Origin of the sequence: Exiguobacterium oxidotolerans JCM 12280 (assembly GCF_000702625.1) — a bacterium.
GTDB classification, from domain to species: domain Bacteria; phylum Bacillota; class Bacilli; order Exiguobacteriales; family Exiguobacteriaceae; genus Exiguobacterium_A; species Exiguobacterium_A oxidotolerans.
In genome coordinates this window covers 305,787-323,941 of sequence record NZ_JNIS01000001.1, presented here as the reverse complement: position 1 = coordinate 323,941, position 18,155 = coordinate 305,787, and the positions used below count along the sequence as shown (strand labels likewise).

Annotated in this window: 21 protein-coding genes; 20 read left to right on the top strand and 1 reads right to left on the bottom strand. The window is 47.0% G+C overall.

The window, feature by feature from the left end:
- The first annotated feature begins 53 nt into the window (after positions 1 to 53).
- The 11 genes from cmk to P403_RS0101720 all read left to right on the top strand — a co-directional run bounded on the left by cmk (position 54) and on the right by P403_RS0101720 (position 8,753).
- Complete coding sequence (cmk, locus tag P403_RS0101770) at positions 54 to 725, top strand: (d)CMP kinase (protein ID WP_029330681.1); 672 nt, start codon at positions 54 to 56, stop codon at positions 723 to 725.
- A complete protein-coding gene (locus tag P403_RS0101765) occupies positions 722 to 1,321 on the top strand; it encodes a lysophospholipid acyltransferase family protein (protein WP_029330679.1) in 600 nt (199 codons plus the stop codon). The genes cmk and P403_RS0101765 overlap by 4 nt, the downstream gene beginning before the upstream one ends.
- Before the next feature lie 95 nt (positions 1,322 to 1,416).
- Positions 1,417 to 2,550 (top strand): 30S ribosomal protein S1, encoded by a 1,134-nt coding sequence (rpsA, locus tag P403_RS0101760; RefSeq protein WP_029330677.1) that lies wholly within the window; start codon positions 1,417 to 1,419, stop codon positions 2,548 to 2,550.
- 127 nt (positions 2,551 to 2,677) lie between these two features.
- Complete coding sequence (gene der / locus P403_RS0101755; RefSeq protein WP_029330675.1) at positions 2,678 to 3,988, top strand: ribosome biogenesis GTPase Der; 1,311 nt, start codon at positions 2,678 to 2,680, stop codon at positions 3,986 to 3,988.
- A gap of 18 nt (positions 3,989 to 4,006) precedes the next feature.
- A complete protein-coding gene (locus tag P403_RS0101750) occupies positions 4,007 to 5,032 on the top strand; it encodes an NAD(P)H-dependent glycerol-3-phosphate dehydrogenase (protein WP_029330668.1) in 1,026 nt (341 codons plus the stop codon).
- Between the two features lie 18 nt (positions 5,033 to 5,050).
- Positions 5,051 to 5,248, top strand: a complete 198-nt coding sequence (locus P403_RS0101745) for a DUF2768 domain-containing protein (RefSeq protein ID WP_029330666.1) — start codon at positions 5,051 to 5,053, stop codon at positions 5,246 to 5,248.
- A complete protein-coding gene (locus tag P403_RS0101740; RefSeq protein WP_029330664.1) occupies positions 5,245 to 5,979 on the top strand; it encodes a hypothetical protein in 735 nt (244 codons plus the stop codon). The genes P403_RS0101745 and P403_RS0101740 overlap by 4 nt, the downstream gene beginning before the upstream one ends.
- Positions 5,980 to 6,064: 85 nt before the next feature.
- On the top strand, positions 6,065 to 6,337 hold the full coding sequence (locus P403_RS0101735; protein WP_012370671.1) for an HU family DNA-binding protein: 273 nt from the start codon (positions 6,065 to 6,067) through the stop codon (positions 6,335 to 6,337).
- A gap of 143 nt (positions 6,338 to 6,480) precedes the next feature.
- Positions 6,481 to 7,059, top strand: coding sequence for a heptaprenyl diphosphate synthase component 1 (locus P403_RS0101730; RefSeq protein WP_029330662.1), 579 nt, complete (start codon positions 6,481 to 6,483; stop codon positions 7,057 to 7,059).
- A gap of 22 nt (positions 7,060 to 7,081) precedes the next feature.
- Positions 7,082 to 7,789 carry a demethylmenaquinone methyltransferase gene (locus P403_RS0101725; RefSeq protein WP_029330660.1) on the top strand — a complete coding sequence of 236 codons (708 nt, stop codon included), beginning with the start codon at positions 7,082 to 7,084 and terminating at the stop codon, positions 7,787 to 7,789.
- A gap of 1 nt (position 7,790) precedes the next feature.
- Entirely contained in the window at positions 7,791 to 8,753 is a 963-nt protein-coding gene (locus tag P403_RS0101720) for a polyprenyl synthetase family protein (RefSeq protein WP_029330658.1), read from the top strand.
- Positions 8,754 to 8,824: 71 nt separating this feature from the next.
- Here the strand turns inward: P403_RS0101720 and tnpB are convergent, their stop codons facing one another.
- The gene (gene tnpB, locus P403_RS0101715; protein WP_029330656.1) at positions 8,825 to 9,997 is read right to left on the bottom strand and encodes an IS200/IS605 family element RNA-guided endonuclease TnpB; all 1,173 of its coding nucleotides are present in this window, start codon (positions 9,995 to 9,997) and stop codon (positions 8,825 to 8,827) included.
- Between the two features lie 214 nt (positions 9,998 to 10,211).
- Between tnpB and ndk the strand changes: the two genes are divergently transcribed.
- From ndk to P403_RS0101670, 9 genes are all read left to right on the top strand, one after another.
- Entirely contained in the window at positions 10,212 to 10,628 is a 417-nt protein-coding gene (ndk, locus tag P403_RS0101710; RefSeq protein WP_029330654.1) for a nucleoside-diphosphate kinase, read from the top strand.
- Positions 10,629 to 10,777: 149 nt separating this feature from the next.
- The gene (locus P403_RS0101705; protein ID WP_029330652.1) at positions 10,778 to 11,551 is read left to right on the top strand and encodes a CheR family methyltransferase; all 774 of its coding nucleotides are present in this window, start codon (positions 10,778 to 10,780) and stop codon (positions 11,549 to 11,551) included.
- 21 nt (positions 11,552 to 11,572) lie between these two features.
- Positions 11,573 to 12,727 carry a chorismate synthase gene (gene aroC, locus P403_RS0101700; RefSeq protein ID WP_029330647.1) on the top strand — a complete coding sequence of 385 codons (1,155 nt, stop codon included), beginning with the start codon at positions 11,573 to 11,575 and terminating at the stop codon, positions 12,725 to 12,727.
- Positions 12,724 to 13,782: a 3-dehydroquinate synthase gene (gene aroB, locus P403_RS0101695; protein ID WP_029330644.1), complete on the top strand. Its 1,059-nt coding sequence runs from the start codon at positions 12,724 to 12,726 to the stop codon at positions 13,780 to 13,782. Before aroC ends, aroB begins: the two co-directional genes overlap by 4 nt.
- A complete protein-coding gene (gene aroA / locus P403_RS0101690) occupies positions 13,773 to 15,029 on the top strand; it encodes a 3-phosphoshikimate 1-carboxyvinyltransferase (protein ID WP_029330642.1) in 1,257 nt (418 codons plus the stop codon). Before aroB ends, aroA begins: the two co-directional genes overlap by 10 nt.
- A 35-nt stretch (positions 15,030 to 15,064) precedes the next feature.
- Complete coding sequence (locus P403_RS0101685) at positions 15,065 to 16,327, top strand: tetratricopeptide repeat protein (protein ID WP_029330640.1); 1,263 nt, start codon at positions 15,065 to 15,067, stop codon at positions 16,325 to 16,327.
- 28 nt (positions 16,328 to 16,355) lie between these two features.
- The gene (locus P403_RS0101680; RefSeq protein WP_029330637.1) at positions 16,356 to 16,886 is read left to right on the top strand and encodes a ReoY family proteolytic degradation factor; all 531 of its coding nucleotides are present in this window, start codon (positions 16,356 to 16,358) and stop codon (positions 16,884 to 16,886) included.
- A 217-nt stretch (positions 16,887 to 17,103) separates the two neighbouring features.
- Positions 17,104 to 17,544, top strand: a complete 441-nt coding sequence (locus P403_RS0101675; RefSeq protein WP_029330635.1) for a DUF2487 family protein — start codon at positions 17,104 to 17,106, stop codon at positions 17,542 to 17,544.
- A 104-nt stretch (positions 17,545 to 17,648) separates the two neighbouring features.
- Entirely contained in the window at positions 17,649 to 18,155 is a 507-nt protein-coding gene (locus P403_RS0101670; RefSeq protein WP_029330633.1) for a ubiquinol-cytochrome c reductase iron-sulfur subunit, read from the top strand.

Here is an 18,155-nt window from a genome sequence, read left to right as displayed (position 1 = left end):
CGGTCGATACTATGAACCGCTTAAAAATGGTTCAAACGGAAGGAACGAAAAACATGACTAAAATTCAAATCGCACTTGACGGGCCAGCTGGTGCCGGAAAAAGCACAATTGCTAAACAGTTAGCAGCACATCTTGACTACGTCTATATCGACACAGGGGCAATGTATCGGGCCGTAACGCTCGCAGCACTCGAGCAAGGAATCGATCTCGAAGATGGACAACAGTTAGGTGAGTTAATGACATCACTTGATATTCGTTTAACACCAGGGGAAAACGGGCAACGTGTCTTTATTGGCGAGCGCGAGGTAACAGAATCGATTCGGTCGAGCGAAGTGACGAACAATGTCTCATTCGTCGCAAAACATGCTCAAGTACGTTCGGCACTCGTCGAGATGCAGCGCCGCTTAGCAGAATCAGGCGGTATTGTCATGGATGGACGTGACATCGGTACAGTCGTCTTACCAGATGCTGAACTGAAAGTCTTCATGACAGCAACAGTCGAAGAGCGGGCAGGTCGTCGTCACCGTGAAAACGTCGCACGTGGCATGGAGAGTGATTTAGAGGCGTTGCAAGCTGAAATCGCCTTGCGTGACAAGCGGGATAGTGAACGAGAAGTTTCGCCGCTCAAACAAGCGGAAGATGCCATTTATCTCGATACAACAGACTTAACGATTGATCAAGTCGTCCTCCGTCTGACAGAACTTGCGGAAGGAGTCTTGAAATGAAACGAACAGACTCCGCCTATCGGTTAGCACGATTCGTCGTGCTCATCATCGCTAAAACCGTGTTTCGACTGAAAGTGACCGGGAAAGAGAATTTACCGAAGGACGGATCGATTTTATTATGTGCGAATCATAGCTCGAACTGGGATCCTGTCTTTTTAGTCAGCGCGATTCCGACGAGCCGCTCGGTTCGTTATATGGCGAAGGAAGAATTGTTTAAAATTCCGGGTTTAAAGCAATTGATGACGGCAGCGGGGACGTATCCGGTCGGTCGTGGACAGGGCGATCGTCAAGCTTTAAAACGAACGATTGAATTATTGAAAACGGACGAAACCGTCGGAATTTTTCCAGAAGGAACACGGTCTGCTCCAGGTGAGTTCACGGCAGCGCAACCAGGTGTCGGATTTTTTGCACTCCGATCTCCGGCGCAAATTGTTCCTGTCGCGATCATCGGCAACTATCGCCCGTTTAAGCCGATGCGGGTCGTAATCGGCAAACCAGTCAATATCGAAGATTTACGTGATCAACGCGGTGCCGCAAAAGCGATTTCAGAACGAATTCTCGAAGAAATTAAAACCGTCTACTACAATCACGTGTAAAACCTTGACAAATAGTCAGAATTGTAAGAAGTTAAAAGAAGGATAAACGTATTTTATTACGTTTCTTGTACTCATCGTGAGGAGGTTGTGTTGGAATGGTCGAAGAAATGAAAGATATGCCTGATTTTGAAATTCATCGGGACCAGGTAGTTACTGGGATGGTCGTGAAGATTGAAGACAAGCAAGCACTCATTGATATCGGATATAAGACAGAAGCAATCCTGCCGATTAGCGAAGTCTCAAGTCTCCATTTGGATGACATACGAGGTGTGCTAAAAGTCGGTGATGAATTACAAGTAAAGGTGAAGAAGATTACAGACGAAGAAGTCGTCGTCTCAAAACGTGAGATTGATGCCTTGAAAGCATGGGAAGAAGTCGAAGCGAAATATGAATCGGCTGAAATATTTGAAGTTGTCGTCAAAGACATCGTCAAAGGGGGTCTCGTCGTCGACATTGGCGTACGTGGATTCATTCCAGCTTCACTTGTCGAACGTCACTATGTAGAAGATTTTTCTGACTACATCGGTCGGTCGATCGAAGTCAAGGTCGTTGAGCTCGACCAAGAAAAAAATCGTGTCATTCTTTCACATAAAGCGGTCGTCGAAGGCGAGCTTAATGCGAAGAAAAAAGAGACGCTTGAAAACTTGGAAGTGGGTCAAGTCCTTGAAGGAACTGTCCAACGCTTGACGGATTTTGGTGCATTTGTCGATATCGGTGGTGTTGACGGACTCGTCCACATTTCTGAAATGGCGCATCATCGTGTCGAACGACCGTCTGATATCGTAACGGAAGGGCAACAAGTCGAAGTGAAAGTACTTGGTGTCGACCGCGATACAGAAAAGGTCAAGCTATCAATTAAAGAGACGCAACCAGGTCCATGGCAACAGATGGAAGGGAAAATCGAAGCGGGTGACATCGTCAAAGGACGTGTCCGTCGTCTCGTTCAATTCGGAGCATTCGTCGAACTTGCACCGCAAGTCGAAGGTCTCCTCCATATTTCTCAAATCGCTAATCGTCATATTAGTTCGCCGTCGGAAGTGCTTGAAGAGGGACAAGAAATCGAAGCGAAAGTTCTTGAGGTTCACTTAGATGAACACAAGATTTCCCTTTCGACGCGTGTCTTAGAACAAGAAGAGACGGATGAAGATGACTATTCTCAATATACGGATCAAAATGAAGGGTTTTCGGTAGCGGACCTCGCTGATAAAGACTCGGACGCAAAAGAATAAATTTTGACAAAAAGTGGACACGATTCGTGTCTGCTTTTTTTATGTTTCGGTTAGATGTGGTATAAGCGCGCTTGATTTGATACAATAGAACGGCTATGAAGCGAGAGAAGAGAAAGAAGGTGTTGGGATGGCAATTCCAGTAGTGGCGATCGTAGGTCGCCCAAATATCGGAAAGTCGACGATTTTTAACCGGGTGATTGGAGATCGGGTTTCGATCGTAGAAGACAAGCCAGGTGTTACCCGCGACCGTATATACGGAACTGGAGAATGGCTCAATCGTCATTTTCATTTGATTGATACAGGTGGAATCGAAGTCGGGGATGAGCCCTTACTTCAAATGATGCGTCATCAGGCGGAGCTTGCAATCGATGAAGCGGACGTCATTATTTTTATGGTCAATGGACGCGAAGGGATTACGGCTGCCGATGAAGAAGTCGCCGGCATGTTGTTCCGTTCAAATAAACCAGTTGTTATCGCGGTCAATAAAGTCGATAACTTTGAAATGCGTGATTTAATGTATGAATTTTACTCATTAGGATTCGGCGATTTATATCCGATTTCCGGAACGCATGGTCTAGGACTCGGAGACATGCTTGATCGTGTCCTCGAACTAGCTCCAAACAAAGAAGACATCGAATACGACGAAAATACAATTAAGTTTGCCCTAGTTGGTCGTCCAAACGTCGGGAAGTCGAGTATGACGAACTCGATTCTCGGTGAAGAACGTGTCATCGTCTCAAGTGTCGCTGGTACAACCCGTGATGCAATCGATACACCGTTTACACGTGACGATCAAGAATACGTCATCATCGACACAGCAGGTATGCGTAAACGTGGGAAAGTCTACGAATCGACAGAACGCTTTAGTGTCATGCGTGCCCAAAAAGCCATTGAGCGAGCTGACGTCGTTTGTGTCGTCCTCGACGGTGAAGAAGGTATCATCGAACAAGATAAAAAAGTCGCCGGATATGCCCACGAAGCCGGACGTGCGATTGTCATCGTCGTCAATAAATGGGACGCTGTCGAAAAAGATGATAAAACGATGAAGAAAATGGAAGAAGAAATTCGTGAAGAATTCCGCTTCCTCGACTATGCACCAATCGTTTTCGTTTCTGCGAAGACGAAACGTCGTCTTCAAACATTGCTCCCTGTCATCAATCAAGCGGCGAAAAGTCATGCCCAACGCATTCAGACAAGCGTCTTGAACGATGTTATCGTCGACGCAGTCGCGATGAATCCAGCGCCGACGGATAAGGGTGTTCGTCTACGGATTAACTATGCGACACAAGTGGCATCGCGTCCGCCTACATTTGTCTTGTTCGTCAACGATCCAGAGCTCTTGCACTTCTCATACAAACGGTATCTCGATAACCGAATCCGGGAAGCATTTGATTTTACTGGAACACCGATTCGGATTTTGGCACGTCAAAAACAATAAGGCAGGGTGAAAATCATGATGAAAAAAATTGCAGTCATTGGAGCTGGAAGCTGGGGAACTGCGCTTTCACTCGTTTTAGCAGATAATGGTCATGACGTCATTCTTTATGGCCGTGATCAAAAAAATGTTGATGCCATTAATGAAAATCATGAGAATACACAATTTCTGCCTGGTGTGGCATTGCCTTCTTCTTTACGGGCAACGACGAATTTAGATGATGCTGTAGCAGGTGCTTCGCATATTTTGATTGTGACGCCTTCGTCAGCGATTCGTGGCGTCGCACGCCAGTTAAACGAACGATTAACAGAACCCGTCGTCCTCATTCATGCGTCGAAAGGGATTGAACCGAAGACGCACTTACGATTGTCTCAGTTGATTGAAGAAGAAATCGATCCCGCAAAACGTTCAGCAGTCTGTGTTTTGACAGGACCGTCACACGCAGAAGAGGTTGCATTACGTAAACCGACGACGGTGACGATTGCTTCTGAAGATTTAGAAGAGGCCGGTCGTGTCCAAGAACTCTTCATGAATGAAAACTTCCGGGTGTACTTGAACGCGGATATTATCGGAGCGGAACTTGGTGGCGCCTTGAAGAATATCATTGCCTTAGCTGCAGGAATGACGGACGGTTTAGGATATGGAGATAATGCGAAAGCAGCATTGATTACGCGTGGAATGGTAGAAATCGCGCGTCTCGGTACATTGCTTGGTGCTAAACCGATGACGTTCACCGGTTTGACGGGGATGGGTGATTTGATCGTGACCTGTACATCAGTCCATAGTCGGAACTGGCGAGCCGGGAATGCCATCGGGCGTGGTGAAAAACTCGAAACCGTATTAGAAAACATGGGGATGGTCGTTGAGGGAGTTCGTGCGACTCGAGCTGCTTACGATTTGGCAGAAGCGAAACAGTGCGAGCTGCCAATCACGACGGCACTCTACCATGTCCTTTTCGATGGTCACACACCGGAAGAAGAAGTACGGAAGTTGATGCAACGCCCGCAAAAAAATGAAATTGAACATCTGTTTACGACGAAAGATTAACGGAGTGGGGTGGAAACCTTGAGTCCTGGATTATTAAAAATGTGGATTTCGTTTGGCGGAATCGGGTTATTTGCGATTAGCGTCCTATTCGTCACAATCAGTCGAACGAAATTGACAGGGGTTTGGCAGTTTTTGCTCTCGACCCTTGCCTTCCTATGTTTTATTGTAGCTTCCATTATTATGGTGTTCATCGTCATGGCAGGTCCGAGCGCATGAAGAAGCTAGTCGTTCTTTTCATGTTGGTGCCTGTCATGTTGTTATCGGGATGTCTCTTCCCGGATAGTCAAAAACCTTCGAACCGGATACCCTATCCGCAACAAATCGCAACGGTTCAAGATGCTGTTGACGCGTATCAAAAAGATACTGGTGTCTTACCGATCAAAACAAGAGACGCAGATACGCCTTTGATGGAGCGGTATCAAATTGAACTCGGACGCTTGATTCCTCGTTATATGAGTGATCCTCCACCGAATAGTTTCGAAGGTGGTGGAACGTTCATTTACTTGTTAGTCGATGTGGAAGAGAAACCGACTGTGAAGTTGATGGATTTACTTGTTGCGGAAGAACTCCAGAAGCTACAGGTGCGTATCGATACGTACCGAAAGAAAAATGAAAAATATCCATTTAAAGGTTCGATTGGTAAAAATCAATTCACACTCGACTATAAAAAGTTGTTTATTAAGGAAGAACCGAAGATTCCAAGTCCTTATTCCGATACGGAACTGGACATCTATGTCGACGGTCAAGGGCAGTTGTATGTCAACTATCTTCCTGAATTGAAGAAAGCCGTTGAAACTGCGAAGAAAAAACCAAAAGTCGGTCAAGATATTCGTCATTTACTGTATGATGATCAACCTTTTGTCCCGGCATACTCTCAAAGCTATACAATTAACGAAAAAGGCGAACCTACGTTTTCTGAGGAATCGATCGAAGAATCAGAAAATTGAGAGGGATTATGACGAAAATGTTGTAATAGCAACGTTTATAAGGTATGATTAGCCTCGAAGAAGCGATTGGGAGGGGGTGAAAGTAATGAACAAAACTGAACTCATTCAAGCGGTTGTCGAAAAATCAGGTCTTACAAAAAAAGACGTGACTAAAGTTGTTGAATCAACATTCGAATCAATCACTGAGACACTCCAATCTGGAGAAAAAGTCCAATTGATTGGTTTTGGTAACTTCGAAGTCCGTGAACGTGCCGCTCGTAAAGGTCGCAACCCACGTACGAAAGAAGATATCGAAATCCCAGCAAGCAAAGTGCCTGCCTTCAAACCGGGTAAAGCATTGAAAGATGCAGTCAAGTAATTTGGCTACATAGTCGTTCGAGGAATTCCTCGAACGGCTTTTTTTTGTGGGTATTCAAAGGCGTGAAAAAGCGATGATTATGGTATATTAAAAAAGAAGAACATCCATCAACGAGATGGCACTGGAGATCGGGGGGTAAAAGCATGGACCAACGAGAGCTATTCATGACAGAAATCATTACTGCGCTCAACAACAAACAGACGACTCAACTAGCTCGACATGTGGATTTCCCTTCCATCGATCGTGAACAGATCAGTTGGTTGATTGATGTCGCTCAAAACGAGACATTGGATTGGCAGGCGCTCGTAAAGGGCGTACATTTTGCGAAGGTCGCACTTGTCTTACATGAACGAGTAGGTGAAACGAAACGAGGATCAAAAGAAAGACAATTGCTCGTATTGGCGGGAGATCTTTTTTCGACTTACTTTTTTGAAGAGTTGGCGTCGCTCCCTCAAACGGCACTCGTGACGTTAGGACGGACCGTACAGCGTGTAAATGAAGCAAAATGTTCGATCCATGAACGAAATTATACGTCGACAGAAGATTACGTCTTGCTCTGGCTGACGGCGGAATTTGGACTCGTTCAAGGTTTGGCGGCAATCAGCGGTCAAGATTGGTTAACACGAGAAGGGCAACGCATCATTCGGAAACAGGCCGAGTTGCTCGATCATGAAGCGCAACAACTACTATTATCACATTTAGAACAAATGGCAGTAGCGTAATATTCTTGAAAGGGTGAACTGCGTGCAGACACAAGAAAAAGAAAAGAAAGTTTATGAAGTGTTTCAATCAATTTCGACAAATTATGATCAGATGAATTCCATCATCAGTTTCCGCTTGCACAAATTATGGCGAAAAGAAACAATGCGACGGATGGATGTATTTCCGGGGGCGAAATGTCTTGATTTATGTTGCGGAACGGCTGACTGGACAATTCAACTCGCGAAAGCGGCTGGTCCGACAGGTGTAATCAAAGGGCTCGATTTCTCTGAAAACATGCTTAAAGTCGGAGTCGATAAAGTCGAGGCGTTAGGCATGAAAAACGTCGAATTGATCCATGGCAACGCGATGGACTTACCTTTTGGTGATCATTCCTTTGACTACGTGACGATTGGGTTTGGACTACGGAATGTTCCGGACTATCTCCAAGTCATCAAAGAGATGCATCGTGTCTTAAAACCAGGTGGAACAGTCGTATGTCTTGAGACGAGTCAACCGACGGCACCAATTTTCCGTGAAGCCTATTCGTTATACTTTGGCAAAATCATGCCACAAGTCGGTCGTTTGTTTGCAAAATCATTTGATCAATATAACTGGCTTCAAGAATCGACGGAAGTGTTCCTCGATCGTGTAGAATTAAAGCAATTATTTGAGCAGGCTGGCTTCATGCAGGTCGAAGTAAAGGCGTTTGCAGGTGGGGCGGCTGCGATGCACCTCGGGAAGAAGTGGTGAGATGTCACTGCATTCAATTTATCGAGATGTAACGAAAGAAGTGAATTTAGTCGACCGATTCTTAACCAATCATATTGCGTCCGAAGAACCGACGATTGATGCTGCGGGGCAACAACTCTTGCAAGCAGGGGGAAAACGGATTCGTCCAGCCTTTGTTTTACTCGCTTCGAAGTTTGGTCAAGCAGACCGGGATGAACTGGTCCGTGTCGCGGCAAGTCTTGAACTGGTCCACATGGCATCACTCGTACATGATGATGTCATCGATGATGCCGAACTGAGACGTGGAAAGCCGACCGTCATGCAACGTTTTGATGAAGAAGTTGCATTATACTCGGGTAACTATTTGTTTGGTGAGGCAGTCAAATTGATTGGAGAAATCGGGAAACCGGAACTCGTCCAAGTCATGGTCCATGCGATGCGCGAAATTTGTGAGGGTGAAATCGAACAAATTTATGATCAATACGATTGGAATCAATCGATTAAACGATATATTAAACGAATCGAGCGGAAAACGGCGATCTTGATTGAGGCAAGTTGTCATCTAGGAGCCATCGTCGCCAATTGTTCGAAAGAGGACACAAAAGCATTGCGGCAATTTGGGCGTGACATCGGTCTTGCTTTTCAAATTGCGGATGACTTACTGGATTTCACGGCGAACCGGGTCGAGCTTGGTAAACCGGTCGCAGAAGATTTACGACATGGGCATAAGACGTTGCCAGTTTTCTATGCCTCAGAAAATCCAGCTTTTTTCGAGGAACTCGTCAAAATTCAGGAGATGCCCTCCCACGAAGAAGTCGCGCCACTTCTTGATCGTCTGCAAGCGTCTGACGCACTTGAACGGACACAACAGACCGTCGATCTCTACATTAAGCGAGCGATTCGTCGTTTAGAGCATTTACCGAAGTCTTCTGCAAAGCGTTCACTTGAAGAAGTCGCACGTTATGTTGGAAAACGAAAAGGTTGAACTACCTCCACCTACGCTTCGCTTAGAGGTGGAGGATTCCTGAGTCATCCGACCTAACGGTCGAAAAGTGATCAGGCTAACCCCGTCGTCCCGACGGTTGAAGAAGCTAAAATGCGTTCAGCTTCTTGTTTGAGGTTCAGTCCTGCGTTCACATCGCGGTCGTGATGGATGCCGCAACTTGGGCATGTCCATTCACGTAAGCCAAGATGTTTCACGTCTTTGTGTTGATGTCCGCAACTGGAGCATAGTTGACTAGAGGCGAAGGTCTTGCCGACTTTCACGACGGCCTTTCCGTACCATGCCGCCTTGTATCCGAGCATGCGGAAGAACTCCGACCAACTGACATCAGAGATGGACTTGCTCAACTTGCGATTCTTCTGCATGTTCTTCACCTGCAAGGTCTCGATGCCGATGACGTCGTGGTTTTTGACGATCTCGGTCGATACCTTGTGCAGGAAGTCGGTGCGCTTGTTGGCAATCTTCTCGTGGATGCGGGCAACCTTCCGCTTTTGCTTCTGATAGTTCCTTGCCTCGGAAAGTTTTACTTTCTTGTCCAAGGCCAACCGTTGACGGCGAGAAAGCTTGCGTTGCTCGCGCGCCAGCTTTTTCTCAAGCGAACGGAAGTAACGGTCATTCTTGTACACTGTGCCGTCCGACAGGATGGTGAAGTTCTTGAGTCCGACATCGATGCCGACGGATGAGCCCGTCTTCGGCATTTCGTTGCTCTCCTGCTCGACGAGCAGGGAGACGAAGTATTTTCCTGAAGCGTTACGTCGGATGGTCGCGTTCAAGATGCGCCCGACGACCTGCCTCGAGTTGGCGAAACGCACCCATTTCAACTTCGGGAGTTTTAACTTGTTGCCGACGATGGAGACTTCTGGAAGTTGAGACTTACCTTGAATGTTCGTCTTATACGATTGAACGGGGTTGCACTTTGACTTGAAGCGGGGCCGTTCGTTCTGCTTCTTGAAGAAGCGGTCATAGGCATCGGCAAGATGCTTGACGCTGGTCTGCACAGACGTGCTATCGACTTCCTTCAGCCAGTCGAACGCCTGCTTCAACAACGGGAGTTCTTTTGAGCAAGACGCGTAGGACAATCCTTTACCTGTCGCTTTATACGTCTCATCCCACTTCGCTAAGAAGTGATTGAAGACGAAGCGCGAACAACCGATTGTCTTCGCAATCAGGATTTCCTGCTCTTTTGTCGGATAGATTCTGAATTTGTAGGCCTTGTGTGTCAGCATGATGTTCACCACCTTACAACGGATATACCCGAAAGAGAGGGTGGCGATTCATCTCCCACTTTCACTAGGGTTTCACCCGAATCGTTTAGAAGTGGGCGTATTCTCGCCTGATTTTGATAAAAAACTGTCAAAAATTTCTTGCCGCTCGATCCGTTTACGAGTAAACTTACTATGTAAGCGCTTTTCTAAAAGCATTTCATAGGGGGACTCAAAAATGGAACAAACATTTTTAATGGTAAAACCTGATGGTGTCGAACGCGGATTGATTGGGGAAATCATCGGCCGGATCGAACGGAAAGGATTTGTTGTACGTGAAATGAAAATGATGCAAGCGTCTGAAGAATTGGCGAAAGCACATTATGCAGAGCACGCAGAGAAACCATTCTTTGGAGAGTTGGTCACTTTCTTAACGTCTGGTCCTGTCGTCGCACTTCGTGTCGAAGGAACGGATGCCGTATCTGTTTCACGTTTGATGATTGGAAAAACAAAACCGACAGAAGCGCTACCAGGGACGATTCGGGGAGATTTCGCAAACACGATGAGCGAGAACGTCATCCATGGTTCAGACAGCGTCGAAAGTGCGGAGCGTGAACTTGGACTTTGGTTTCAAGGACAACCAGTAAACGCATAATGAAACGAACGGCAAACAGACGATTGAGCAATTGCTCAATCGTCTGTTTTTGTATTTTGGAAAGGAAATGGCTTTATGCTACTATAGAGAATAAGATAGGGTCATGACATGTGTGTGACCGATGATAGAGAGGACCAGTGAGGTGTACTATGGACGATTACGAGCTTTTCATCCAACGTTTCTTAAAAAAATCGGGAATTGATTTAGGACAATATAAAGAAGCGCAAATGAAACGACGTTTGACGGCTTTACGCGATAAAAAAGGACATGATACGTTCGCCTCGTATATGCAGGCAATGGAAAAAAGCGAGACCTTATATGAAGAGTTCTTGGACCGGATGACGATCAATGTTAGTGAATTCTTCCGAAATCCGATTCGCTGGCAACAGCTCGAACAAGATATTCTTCCGGTGTTGCAGGCACGTGCACATGGTCGGATTCGAACATGGAGCGCAGCTTGTTCGACGGGGGAGGAGCCCTATTCGCTGGCGATGATTTTGAATGAAGTGATGGACCCTGCCCAATTCACGATTCAAGCGACCGATTTAGATGAGATCGTTCTTGAAAAAGCGAAGCAAGGACGATACGGCATTTCAGCCTTGAACGAAGTCGTCGAATCAAGAAAAAAACGATATTTCATCGAACAGGATCAACAATATGAGGTCGCTCCAGAAATCAAACGGCTCGTTCGTTTCAGTAAACATAATTTGTTAGGGGATCGCTATGACAGTGGATTTGATTTAATCATCTGTCGTAACGTACTTATTTACTTTACAGAAGAAGCAAAAGCGCACGTCTATCGCTCTTTTGTGGATGCGTTAAAACCGGGGGGCATTTTATTCGTCGGCGGAACGGAACAAATTTTTCAACCGGAACGATTTGGTCTAAAAATGAAGCAAAGCTTCTTTTATGAAAAAATTTAACGACGTGAAGGGATGAAGCGTATGCGCTACATGACAGCTGGAGAATCACACGGAAAAGGACTTTCCGTCATCATCGATGGTGTTCCTTCCGGACTAACAATCGATTTCGAAAAAATTCAATCTGAAATGACACGACGTCAAGGTGGTTATGGACGTGGACGGCGGATGCAAATCGAACAGGATGCGATTGATGTTCGGGGTGGAATTCGTCACGGTTACACGACGGGGGCGCCAATCAGTCTGTTTATTGAAAACAAAGACCATACGCACTGGAAACAAGTCATGCAGGCGGAACCGCTCGAGGAAGCGCTTGAACGTCCGCGGACATTGACACGCCCACGCCCAGGACATGCGGATCTTGTAGGTGGCTTGAAGTACGGTCATCGTGATCTCCGTGATGTCCTCGAACGTTCCTCTGCTCGAGAAACGGCGGCCCGAGTTGCCGTTGGAGCAATCGCGAAACAACTGTTGGCACAGCTCGATGTCGATTTGTTTTCCCATGTACGATCAATCGGTGGCGTTGATGCTGAAGCCGTTGATCCGACGACGCGGCGTGAGTTGATTGAAGCTTCTCCCGTCCGTTGTGCAGATGAAGCAGCGACTGAACAGATGATGCGTGCGATTGATCAAGCTAAAAAAGACGGTGACACACTTGGTGGTGAAGTCGAAGTCATCGTCACGGGACTTGTTCCGGGGATTGGATCATTTACGCAAAATGACATGAAGTTAGACAGTCGGATCGCCCAAGCTGTCATCAGTGTCAATGCGATGAAAGCGGTTGGATTTGGTGATGGTTTTGATTTGGCGCGTCGTCCCGGTAGTACGGTCCAAGATGAAATCATTCATAGTGAGGCAGGTTACTCCCGCAGAACCAATCACTTAGGCGGAATTGAAGGTGGGATGTCGACAGGAATGCCGATCCGGGTTCAAGTAGCGATGAAGCCGATTCCGACATTGTATCAACCCCTGCAATCGGTCGATATTGAAACGAAAGAGCCGTTCACGGCCCAAATTGAACGCAGTGATGCGTGTGCTGTGCCCGCAGCAGCTGTCGTTCTCGAAGCTGTCGTCGCATTCGAAGTCGCAGCCGCGATTCTCGAAATGTTCGGGAGTTCGACGATGGATCGATTAAAACAAACGATAGCGGATTACAAGGAGGAGGTGCGTCTGTTTTGACGCATCTTTGCATCAAAGCGAGTCGCCCGTATCCGGTTCACATCGAGCCGGGTGCGTTGCGACACTTGGCGGAAGTCGAAGAAGCACAGGTAGCGGATCGATTTTGGATTATCACTGATCAAACGGTCAGTGCCCTTCATTTAGAGACATTGATCAAACACGTCACGACTCTTTTTCCGAAAACAAACTGGATGACGAGTACTGTCGTACCAGGCGAGAGCAGTAAGTCGCTCGAAACGTATGCAGACTTGCTTCATGAAGGCATTGAACGAGGAGTGTCCCGTCGTACGGTCATCCTGGCATTTGGTGGTGGAATGATTGGAGATCTCGCCGGTTTCGTTGCAGCAACGATTCTACGAGGCATTCCGTTCATCCAAATTCCGACGACGTTACTCGCGCATGACTCGAGCGTCGGTGGGAAAGTCGGGCTAAATCTATCGCTCGGTAAAAACCTGGTCGGGGCGTTCTATCAACCGAGTGCCGTTCTCTACGATGTATCTTTTCTGAAAACATTACCGGACCGCGAGTGGAGAAGCGGTTTTTTTGAATTGTTGAAACATGGTCTATTGGCAGCGGAACCGTTTGCTGATCAACTGATGGATTTAAAACTGTCCGATATGAAACAGTTGCCACTCGAATCCTGGATTGCGAAAGGAATTTCCGTCAAACAACGAATCGTCGAACAAGATGAACAAGAACAAGGCATCCGTGCCTTTTTAAATTATGGGCATACATTTGGTCATGCCGTCGAGTATGCGAGTGAGCGTCTCGCGCATGGTGAGGCAGTCGGAATCGGTTTAGTCTTTGCCAAAATGTTAGAGGGACAAGTCGTCGAAGCAAATCAACTGGCTCAATTGTTGACGCGTTTAGGTGTCGAACTACCAAAAAGGCAATCTTTCGAGGTCTATTTCGACTATATGAAACGGGATAAAAAAAATAATCAGTCGATTCGATTCGTCTTAGCAGAAAACGGGAAATTTAACTTAGAGGAAATTCCGGTGGGACTATTATTGTCCGCCTATGACATGACTGTGAGGTGCTTGAAATGGGATTAAAGGGAAAGGTCAGAGTACCCGGCGATAAATCAATGACACACCGTGCTTTTTTATTTGGTGGGATTGCAAACGGGACGACGACGATTTCGAATGCACTCGAAGGAGCGGATTGTCTCGCTTCACTGAAGGCGGTTGAGGCACTTGGTGCGAAAATCGAGCGTTCTGAAAAAATGATTCAGATTACAGGGACGACTGCATTAAACGAAGCACAGATTGATTGTGGGAATTCCGGAACGACGATTCGACTACTAAGCGGTATTTTAGCTGGTAGCGAGGCAGCGTATGAATTGACGGGCGACGATTCGTTAAAAAAACGACCGATGGATCGGGTGACGATTCCTCTCAGTCAGCTTGGTGCGAAAATCGAAGGGAACTACGCTCCGTTACGAATTCAGGGGCAACCGCTCGTCGGAACGACGTATACCTTACCGGTCGCGAGTGCTCAGGTGAAAAGTGCGGTCTTACTAGCGGGGTTATTTGCGACAGGTGAGACAACGGTGATTGAGCCGATCTTATCACGCGATCATACGGAACGGATGTTGCCGCAATTCGGTGTCGATGTGACGATTGATGACTTTGAAGACGGACGGCATATTCGTGTCGAAGGTCCTGTTCAACTTACGGCGACGACGGTCGATATACCGGGCGATCCATCTTCGGCTGCCTTTTGGTGGACGGCGGCGGCGATTGGCGAGGACAGTGTCATCACGACGGAACGCGTACTCATGAACCCGACCCGGATCGGATTTTTACAAGTATTACGACAAATGGGCGCGAGCGTCAAAATTTCGAACCGGCAGGAAGTGGCAGGGGAGGAAGTCGCGGATGTGACGGTAGAATCGACTTCCTTACAGGCGATGACGATTGAAGGAGAACAAATCCCTTCGTTGATCGACGAGATCCCGCTCCTCGCCTTACTCGCGACGCAAGCGGAAGGAAAGACGATTATTCGCGATGCAGCGGAGTTACGCGTCAAAGAAACGGACCGGATTGAGACGGTCGTCGCGTCACTCCGCCGACTCGGTGCGTCGATTGAAGCGACGGCAGACGGGATGACGATTGAAGGCCCGACGTCATTAAAAGGGGCGGAGGTCGACAGTGCCGGTGATCACCGTTTGGCGATGATGTTGACGATTGCTAAGACATTGAACGAAGAAATTCAAGTGAACGGGAATGAAGTAGTTGAAGTCAGCTACCCAACGTTCTATGATGATTTAAAGAAACTGCAAGATAACGGGAACGGATAAGTTCCGAATTGAATTTAGAAAGTGAGGCGTTTGCCTTGAACGAACAGGTATTAAAAGAAATCGTCGAAGGGCTAGAACACGGCCATACGTCGGAAGCGTTAGCTTCACTCGAACAACTTGAAAAGACGGGGACCGATGAGGATCGCTTAGCTGTCGCAGATCTTTACATCGAACTCGGACTATCGGACCGGGCGGTCGATATCTTATCGCCTCTTTACGTCGATTATGCGGGAAATGCTGGCGTCGCTTTATTGCTTGCCGAATGTTATATCGATCTTGACAGAGAAGAAGAAGCAATCACCGTCCTTGAACAAGTCGATAAGACGGATAGCGAAAATGGACCTCGGACATTAGTGTTGTTAGCAGACCTCTATCAATCACAAGGACTCGACGAAGTCGCGCTCGCGAAATTAAAAGAGGCACGGTCACTTGCGCCGGATGAACCGTTGCTCGCTTACGGACTGGCTGAACTCTATATGACACTTGGAGCATTTGATCAAGCGGTCCCGTTGTTCGCTGAAATTGCAGCTGTTCCGGCATTAAGAGAAGAATTACCACTGGATGCCCTATACGCTGAGTCGCTCGCAATGATTGGTGAATTCGAAGAAGCGATTCCCTTATATGAACGTGCAGTCGCGGAACGGTCTGACTTGCATACGCTGTTTGGACTTGCGATGACCGCCCACCGCGTCGGACTACACCAAAAAGCGGTCGAAACGTTCCAACAACTGATTGCTCAAGATCCCGATTATACGTCGGCTTACGTGCCTTACGCCGAGAGTCAAGCAGAACTCGGCTTGACGAAGGAAGCGTTGAATGTCATCAAGCAAGGGATGGAGCGAGACGATTATAATGATGAGCTCCGGACGATGGAAGCTTTATTCCTCTTGAAGCTAGGAGACCGCCAAGGGAGTGTCAACGCCTTACGTGAAGCTCTTGCCCTTAACCCGGAATCCTTGCTCGCTGCGGAACGTTTACTTGCGCTCCTCGCTGAAGATGAGGACCATGAGGCGACGATTGAAACGATTTCAGCAATCGAAGAACACGTCACGGCACCAATCTTGACGTGGTACCGTGCTCGATCACTTTATGCGCTGGAAGATTATACGAATGCGATGAAGCAGTATGCTCAAGTGGAATCTGCATTCGCGGATGATGCCCTCTTCTTGAAAGAATATGGTTTCGCATTGGTTGAAGAAGGACGACGCGAAGAGGGGCAAGCATTGTTGCGTCGGGCAGCGATGTTCGCTCCAGAAGATGCTGATCTCGTCGATTATGTCGAACGGATGGATAGTTGATTCGATTGGAGAAGGGAGTAGGATTGAGATGACAGAGAGAAAACAGCGTTTCTTGCGCCGCATCTTGACCTATTACACGTTGAAGCGTCGGGAATCCAAATGGATCCTTGATTATTGGCTTCGTAATGATGCGAAACTGGATCAAGTTCATTTTGTTCAAAATGCGATGTTCGCGCCAAAAGCAATCATCATGACGACATACGGGTTTGACGCTGAACCGTTTCTCTTTAAAAAAGGTGAGGTTAAAACGACTGACCCGGAAAAGGCCTATCATGACATCCGATTGACGGACGAACCGATTTATATCGAGTTAAATTTTCAAGGGATGATGATGGATGATGAATACTTGTCCCTACTCGAAGAGAACCCGTTTCGTCCGGAGGTCACTGTTGAACCACGATTAGCGGACGAAGCGATGAATTTCATCGCGGCGACGGTCAATCGGCAAGAGGAAGAGCGATTGATTCGTTTGATTGATGAAGCACTTGATGCACGCGATCGGAGTCGCTTTCAATCACTCTCGGAAGAACTGAGGACGATTCGGAGCCAACTCCAATAACTAAAATACACTTTTCAATCTTCATACACGTTCGTCTACAGTCATCCTCTTCGGATAAAGAAGAGGATGATTTTTTGGAGAGTTTGAAAAAAACCTAAATATGAAGAAAAATAGAACGGAATTTCATAAAACGTTCACATTAAGCGAGCAGTAATAAAAGCGGATATGATACATTAAATGTGACGAAATGTAAGTGAACAGGAAAGGGGGAAATGATTTGCGTTTCAAACCATCCGATGTTCAAAGGACGAGAAACGAACAAGCGTATATCGATACGTTGGTCGTCCCATTGATACCGATCGGATTTGATGAATCGATGCATGCTTTTGCGGAATGTGCTGACATGACACTGACGGTTGCGTCAGAAGTCGAGCGGCAACTGTCCGGTCGGGCGATGCTCCTTCCAGCAATGACATATGTCGGGATACCGTCACTCGATCAATTGAACGGTTGGCGGGAAGCGGCATCTGCCGAACAATTCCGTTTTGTCACGTTCATTACGGCAGATTTACGCTGGAAAGACACAGCGGTCGACGACATCGTCTATGTTCCACGATTATCGCTCGAGACGATGAGTCGCGACCAGCAAGGTCAGATGGTCGGGAATTTTGTAGGACAAGTTCTCGAACAGTTAGGAAACCGTTGGACCGCGCTATGAAGCGGTTGACGCGATGATTTTATTAAGATACTATTACCATGTGAGAAATTTGTGTGAAGTACAGTGGTCTTGGGGCACGGCGTACATCACAAGGGGGGATCGATATGGCTCAAAACGGGTCTAACGTAACACGTCGTCAATTCTTGACGTATACACTGACTGGAGTCGGTGGCTTTATGGCAGCGACGATGGTCATGCCGATGGTCAACTTCGCAGTTGATCCGGTCCTGAAGAAATCAGGATCAGGCGATAAAGTAAAAGTAATGAAGTTGTCGGACATCACGACAGAACCAAAACGGGTCGACTTCAAGAAGCAAACACAGGATGCTTGGTATGATTTCGAAGAAACACTATCAGCATGGGTCTTCAAAAATGATAAAGGCGAAATTCTCGCACTATCACCGATCTGTAAGCATTTAGGATGCCAAGTCAGTTTCGGAGCAGATCCGACGCACCCAGAGCAATTCTATTGCCCATGTCATTTCGGACGGTACACGAAAGATGGCGTCAACGTACCAGGAACGCCTCCGACGAAGCCGCTTGATGAATATGAAATGCAAGAGAAAGATGGTTTCCTCTACTTAGGTAAACCAGTCGAAAGAGGTGCGTAA

What these genes read in the sequence shown, in the direction of transcription:
- ndk (WP_029330654.1), top strand. Translation starts at nt 10,212, where the DNA reads ATGGAACAAACATTTTTAATGGTAAAACCTGATGGTGTCGAACGCGGA.
- P403_RS0101730 (WP_029330662.1), top strand. Translation starts at nt 6,481, where the DNA reads ATGGACCAACGAGAGCTATTCATGACAGAAATCATTACTGCGCTCAAC.
- tnpB (WP_029330656.1), bottom strand. Translation starts at nt 9,997, where the DNA reads ATGCTGACACACAAGGCCTACAAATTCAGAATCTATCCGACAAAAGAG.
- P403_RS0101750 (WP_029330668.1), top strand. Translation starts at nt 4,007, where the DNA reads ATGAAAAAAATTGCAGTCATTGGAGCTGGAAGCTGGGGAACTGCGCTT.
- P403_RS0101670 (WP_029330633.1), top strand. Translation starts at nt 17,649, where the DNA reads ATGGCTCAAAACGGGTCTAACGTAACACGTCGTCAATTCTTGACGTAT.
- P403_RS0101765 (WP_029330679.1), top strand. Translation starts at nt 722, where the DNA reads ATGAAACGAACAGACTCCGCCTATCGGTTAGCACGATTCGTCGTGCTC.
- aroA (WP_029330642.1), top strand. Translation starts at nt 13,773, where the DNA reads ATGGGATTAAAGGGAAAGGTCAGAGTACCCGGCGATAAATCAATGACA.
- P403_RS0101720 (WP_029330658.1), top strand. Translation starts at nt 7,791, where the DNA reads ATGTCACTGCATTCAATTTATCGAGATGTAACGAAAGAAGTGAATTTA.
- P403_RS0101705 (WP_029330652.1), top strand. Translation starts at nt 10,778, where the DNA reads ATGGACGATTACGAGCTTTTCATCCAACGTTTCTTAAAAAAATCGGGA.
- P403_RS0101740 (WP_029330664.1), top strand. Translation starts at nt 5,245, where the DNA reads ATGAAGAAGCTAGTCGTTCTTTTCATGTTGGTGCCTGTCATGTTGTTA.
- P403_RS0101735 (WP_012370671.1), top strand. Translation starts at nt 6,065, where the DNA reads ATGAACAAAACTGAACTCATTCAAGCGGTTGTCGAAAAATCAGGTCTT.
- aroC (WP_029330647.1), top strand. Translation starts at nt 11,573, where the DNA reads ATGCGCTACATGACAGCTGGAGAATCACACGGAAAAGGACTTTCCGTC.
- rpsA (WP_029330677.1), top strand. Translation starts at nt 1,417, where the DNA reads ATGGTCGAAGAAATGAAAGATATGCCTGATTTTGAAATTCATCGGGAC.
- P403_RS0101680 (WP_029330637.1), top strand. Translation starts at nt 16,356, where the DNA reads ATGACAGAGAGAAAACAGCGTTTCTTGCGCCGCATCTTGACCTATTAC.
- cmk (WP_029330681.1), top strand. Translation starts at nt 54, where the DNA reads ATGACTAAAATTCAAATCGCACTTGACGGGCCAGCTGGTGCCGGAAAA.
- der (WP_029330675.1), top strand. Translation starts at nt 2,678, where the DNA reads ATGGCAATTCCAGTAGTGGCGATCGTAGGTCGCCCAAATATCGGAAAG.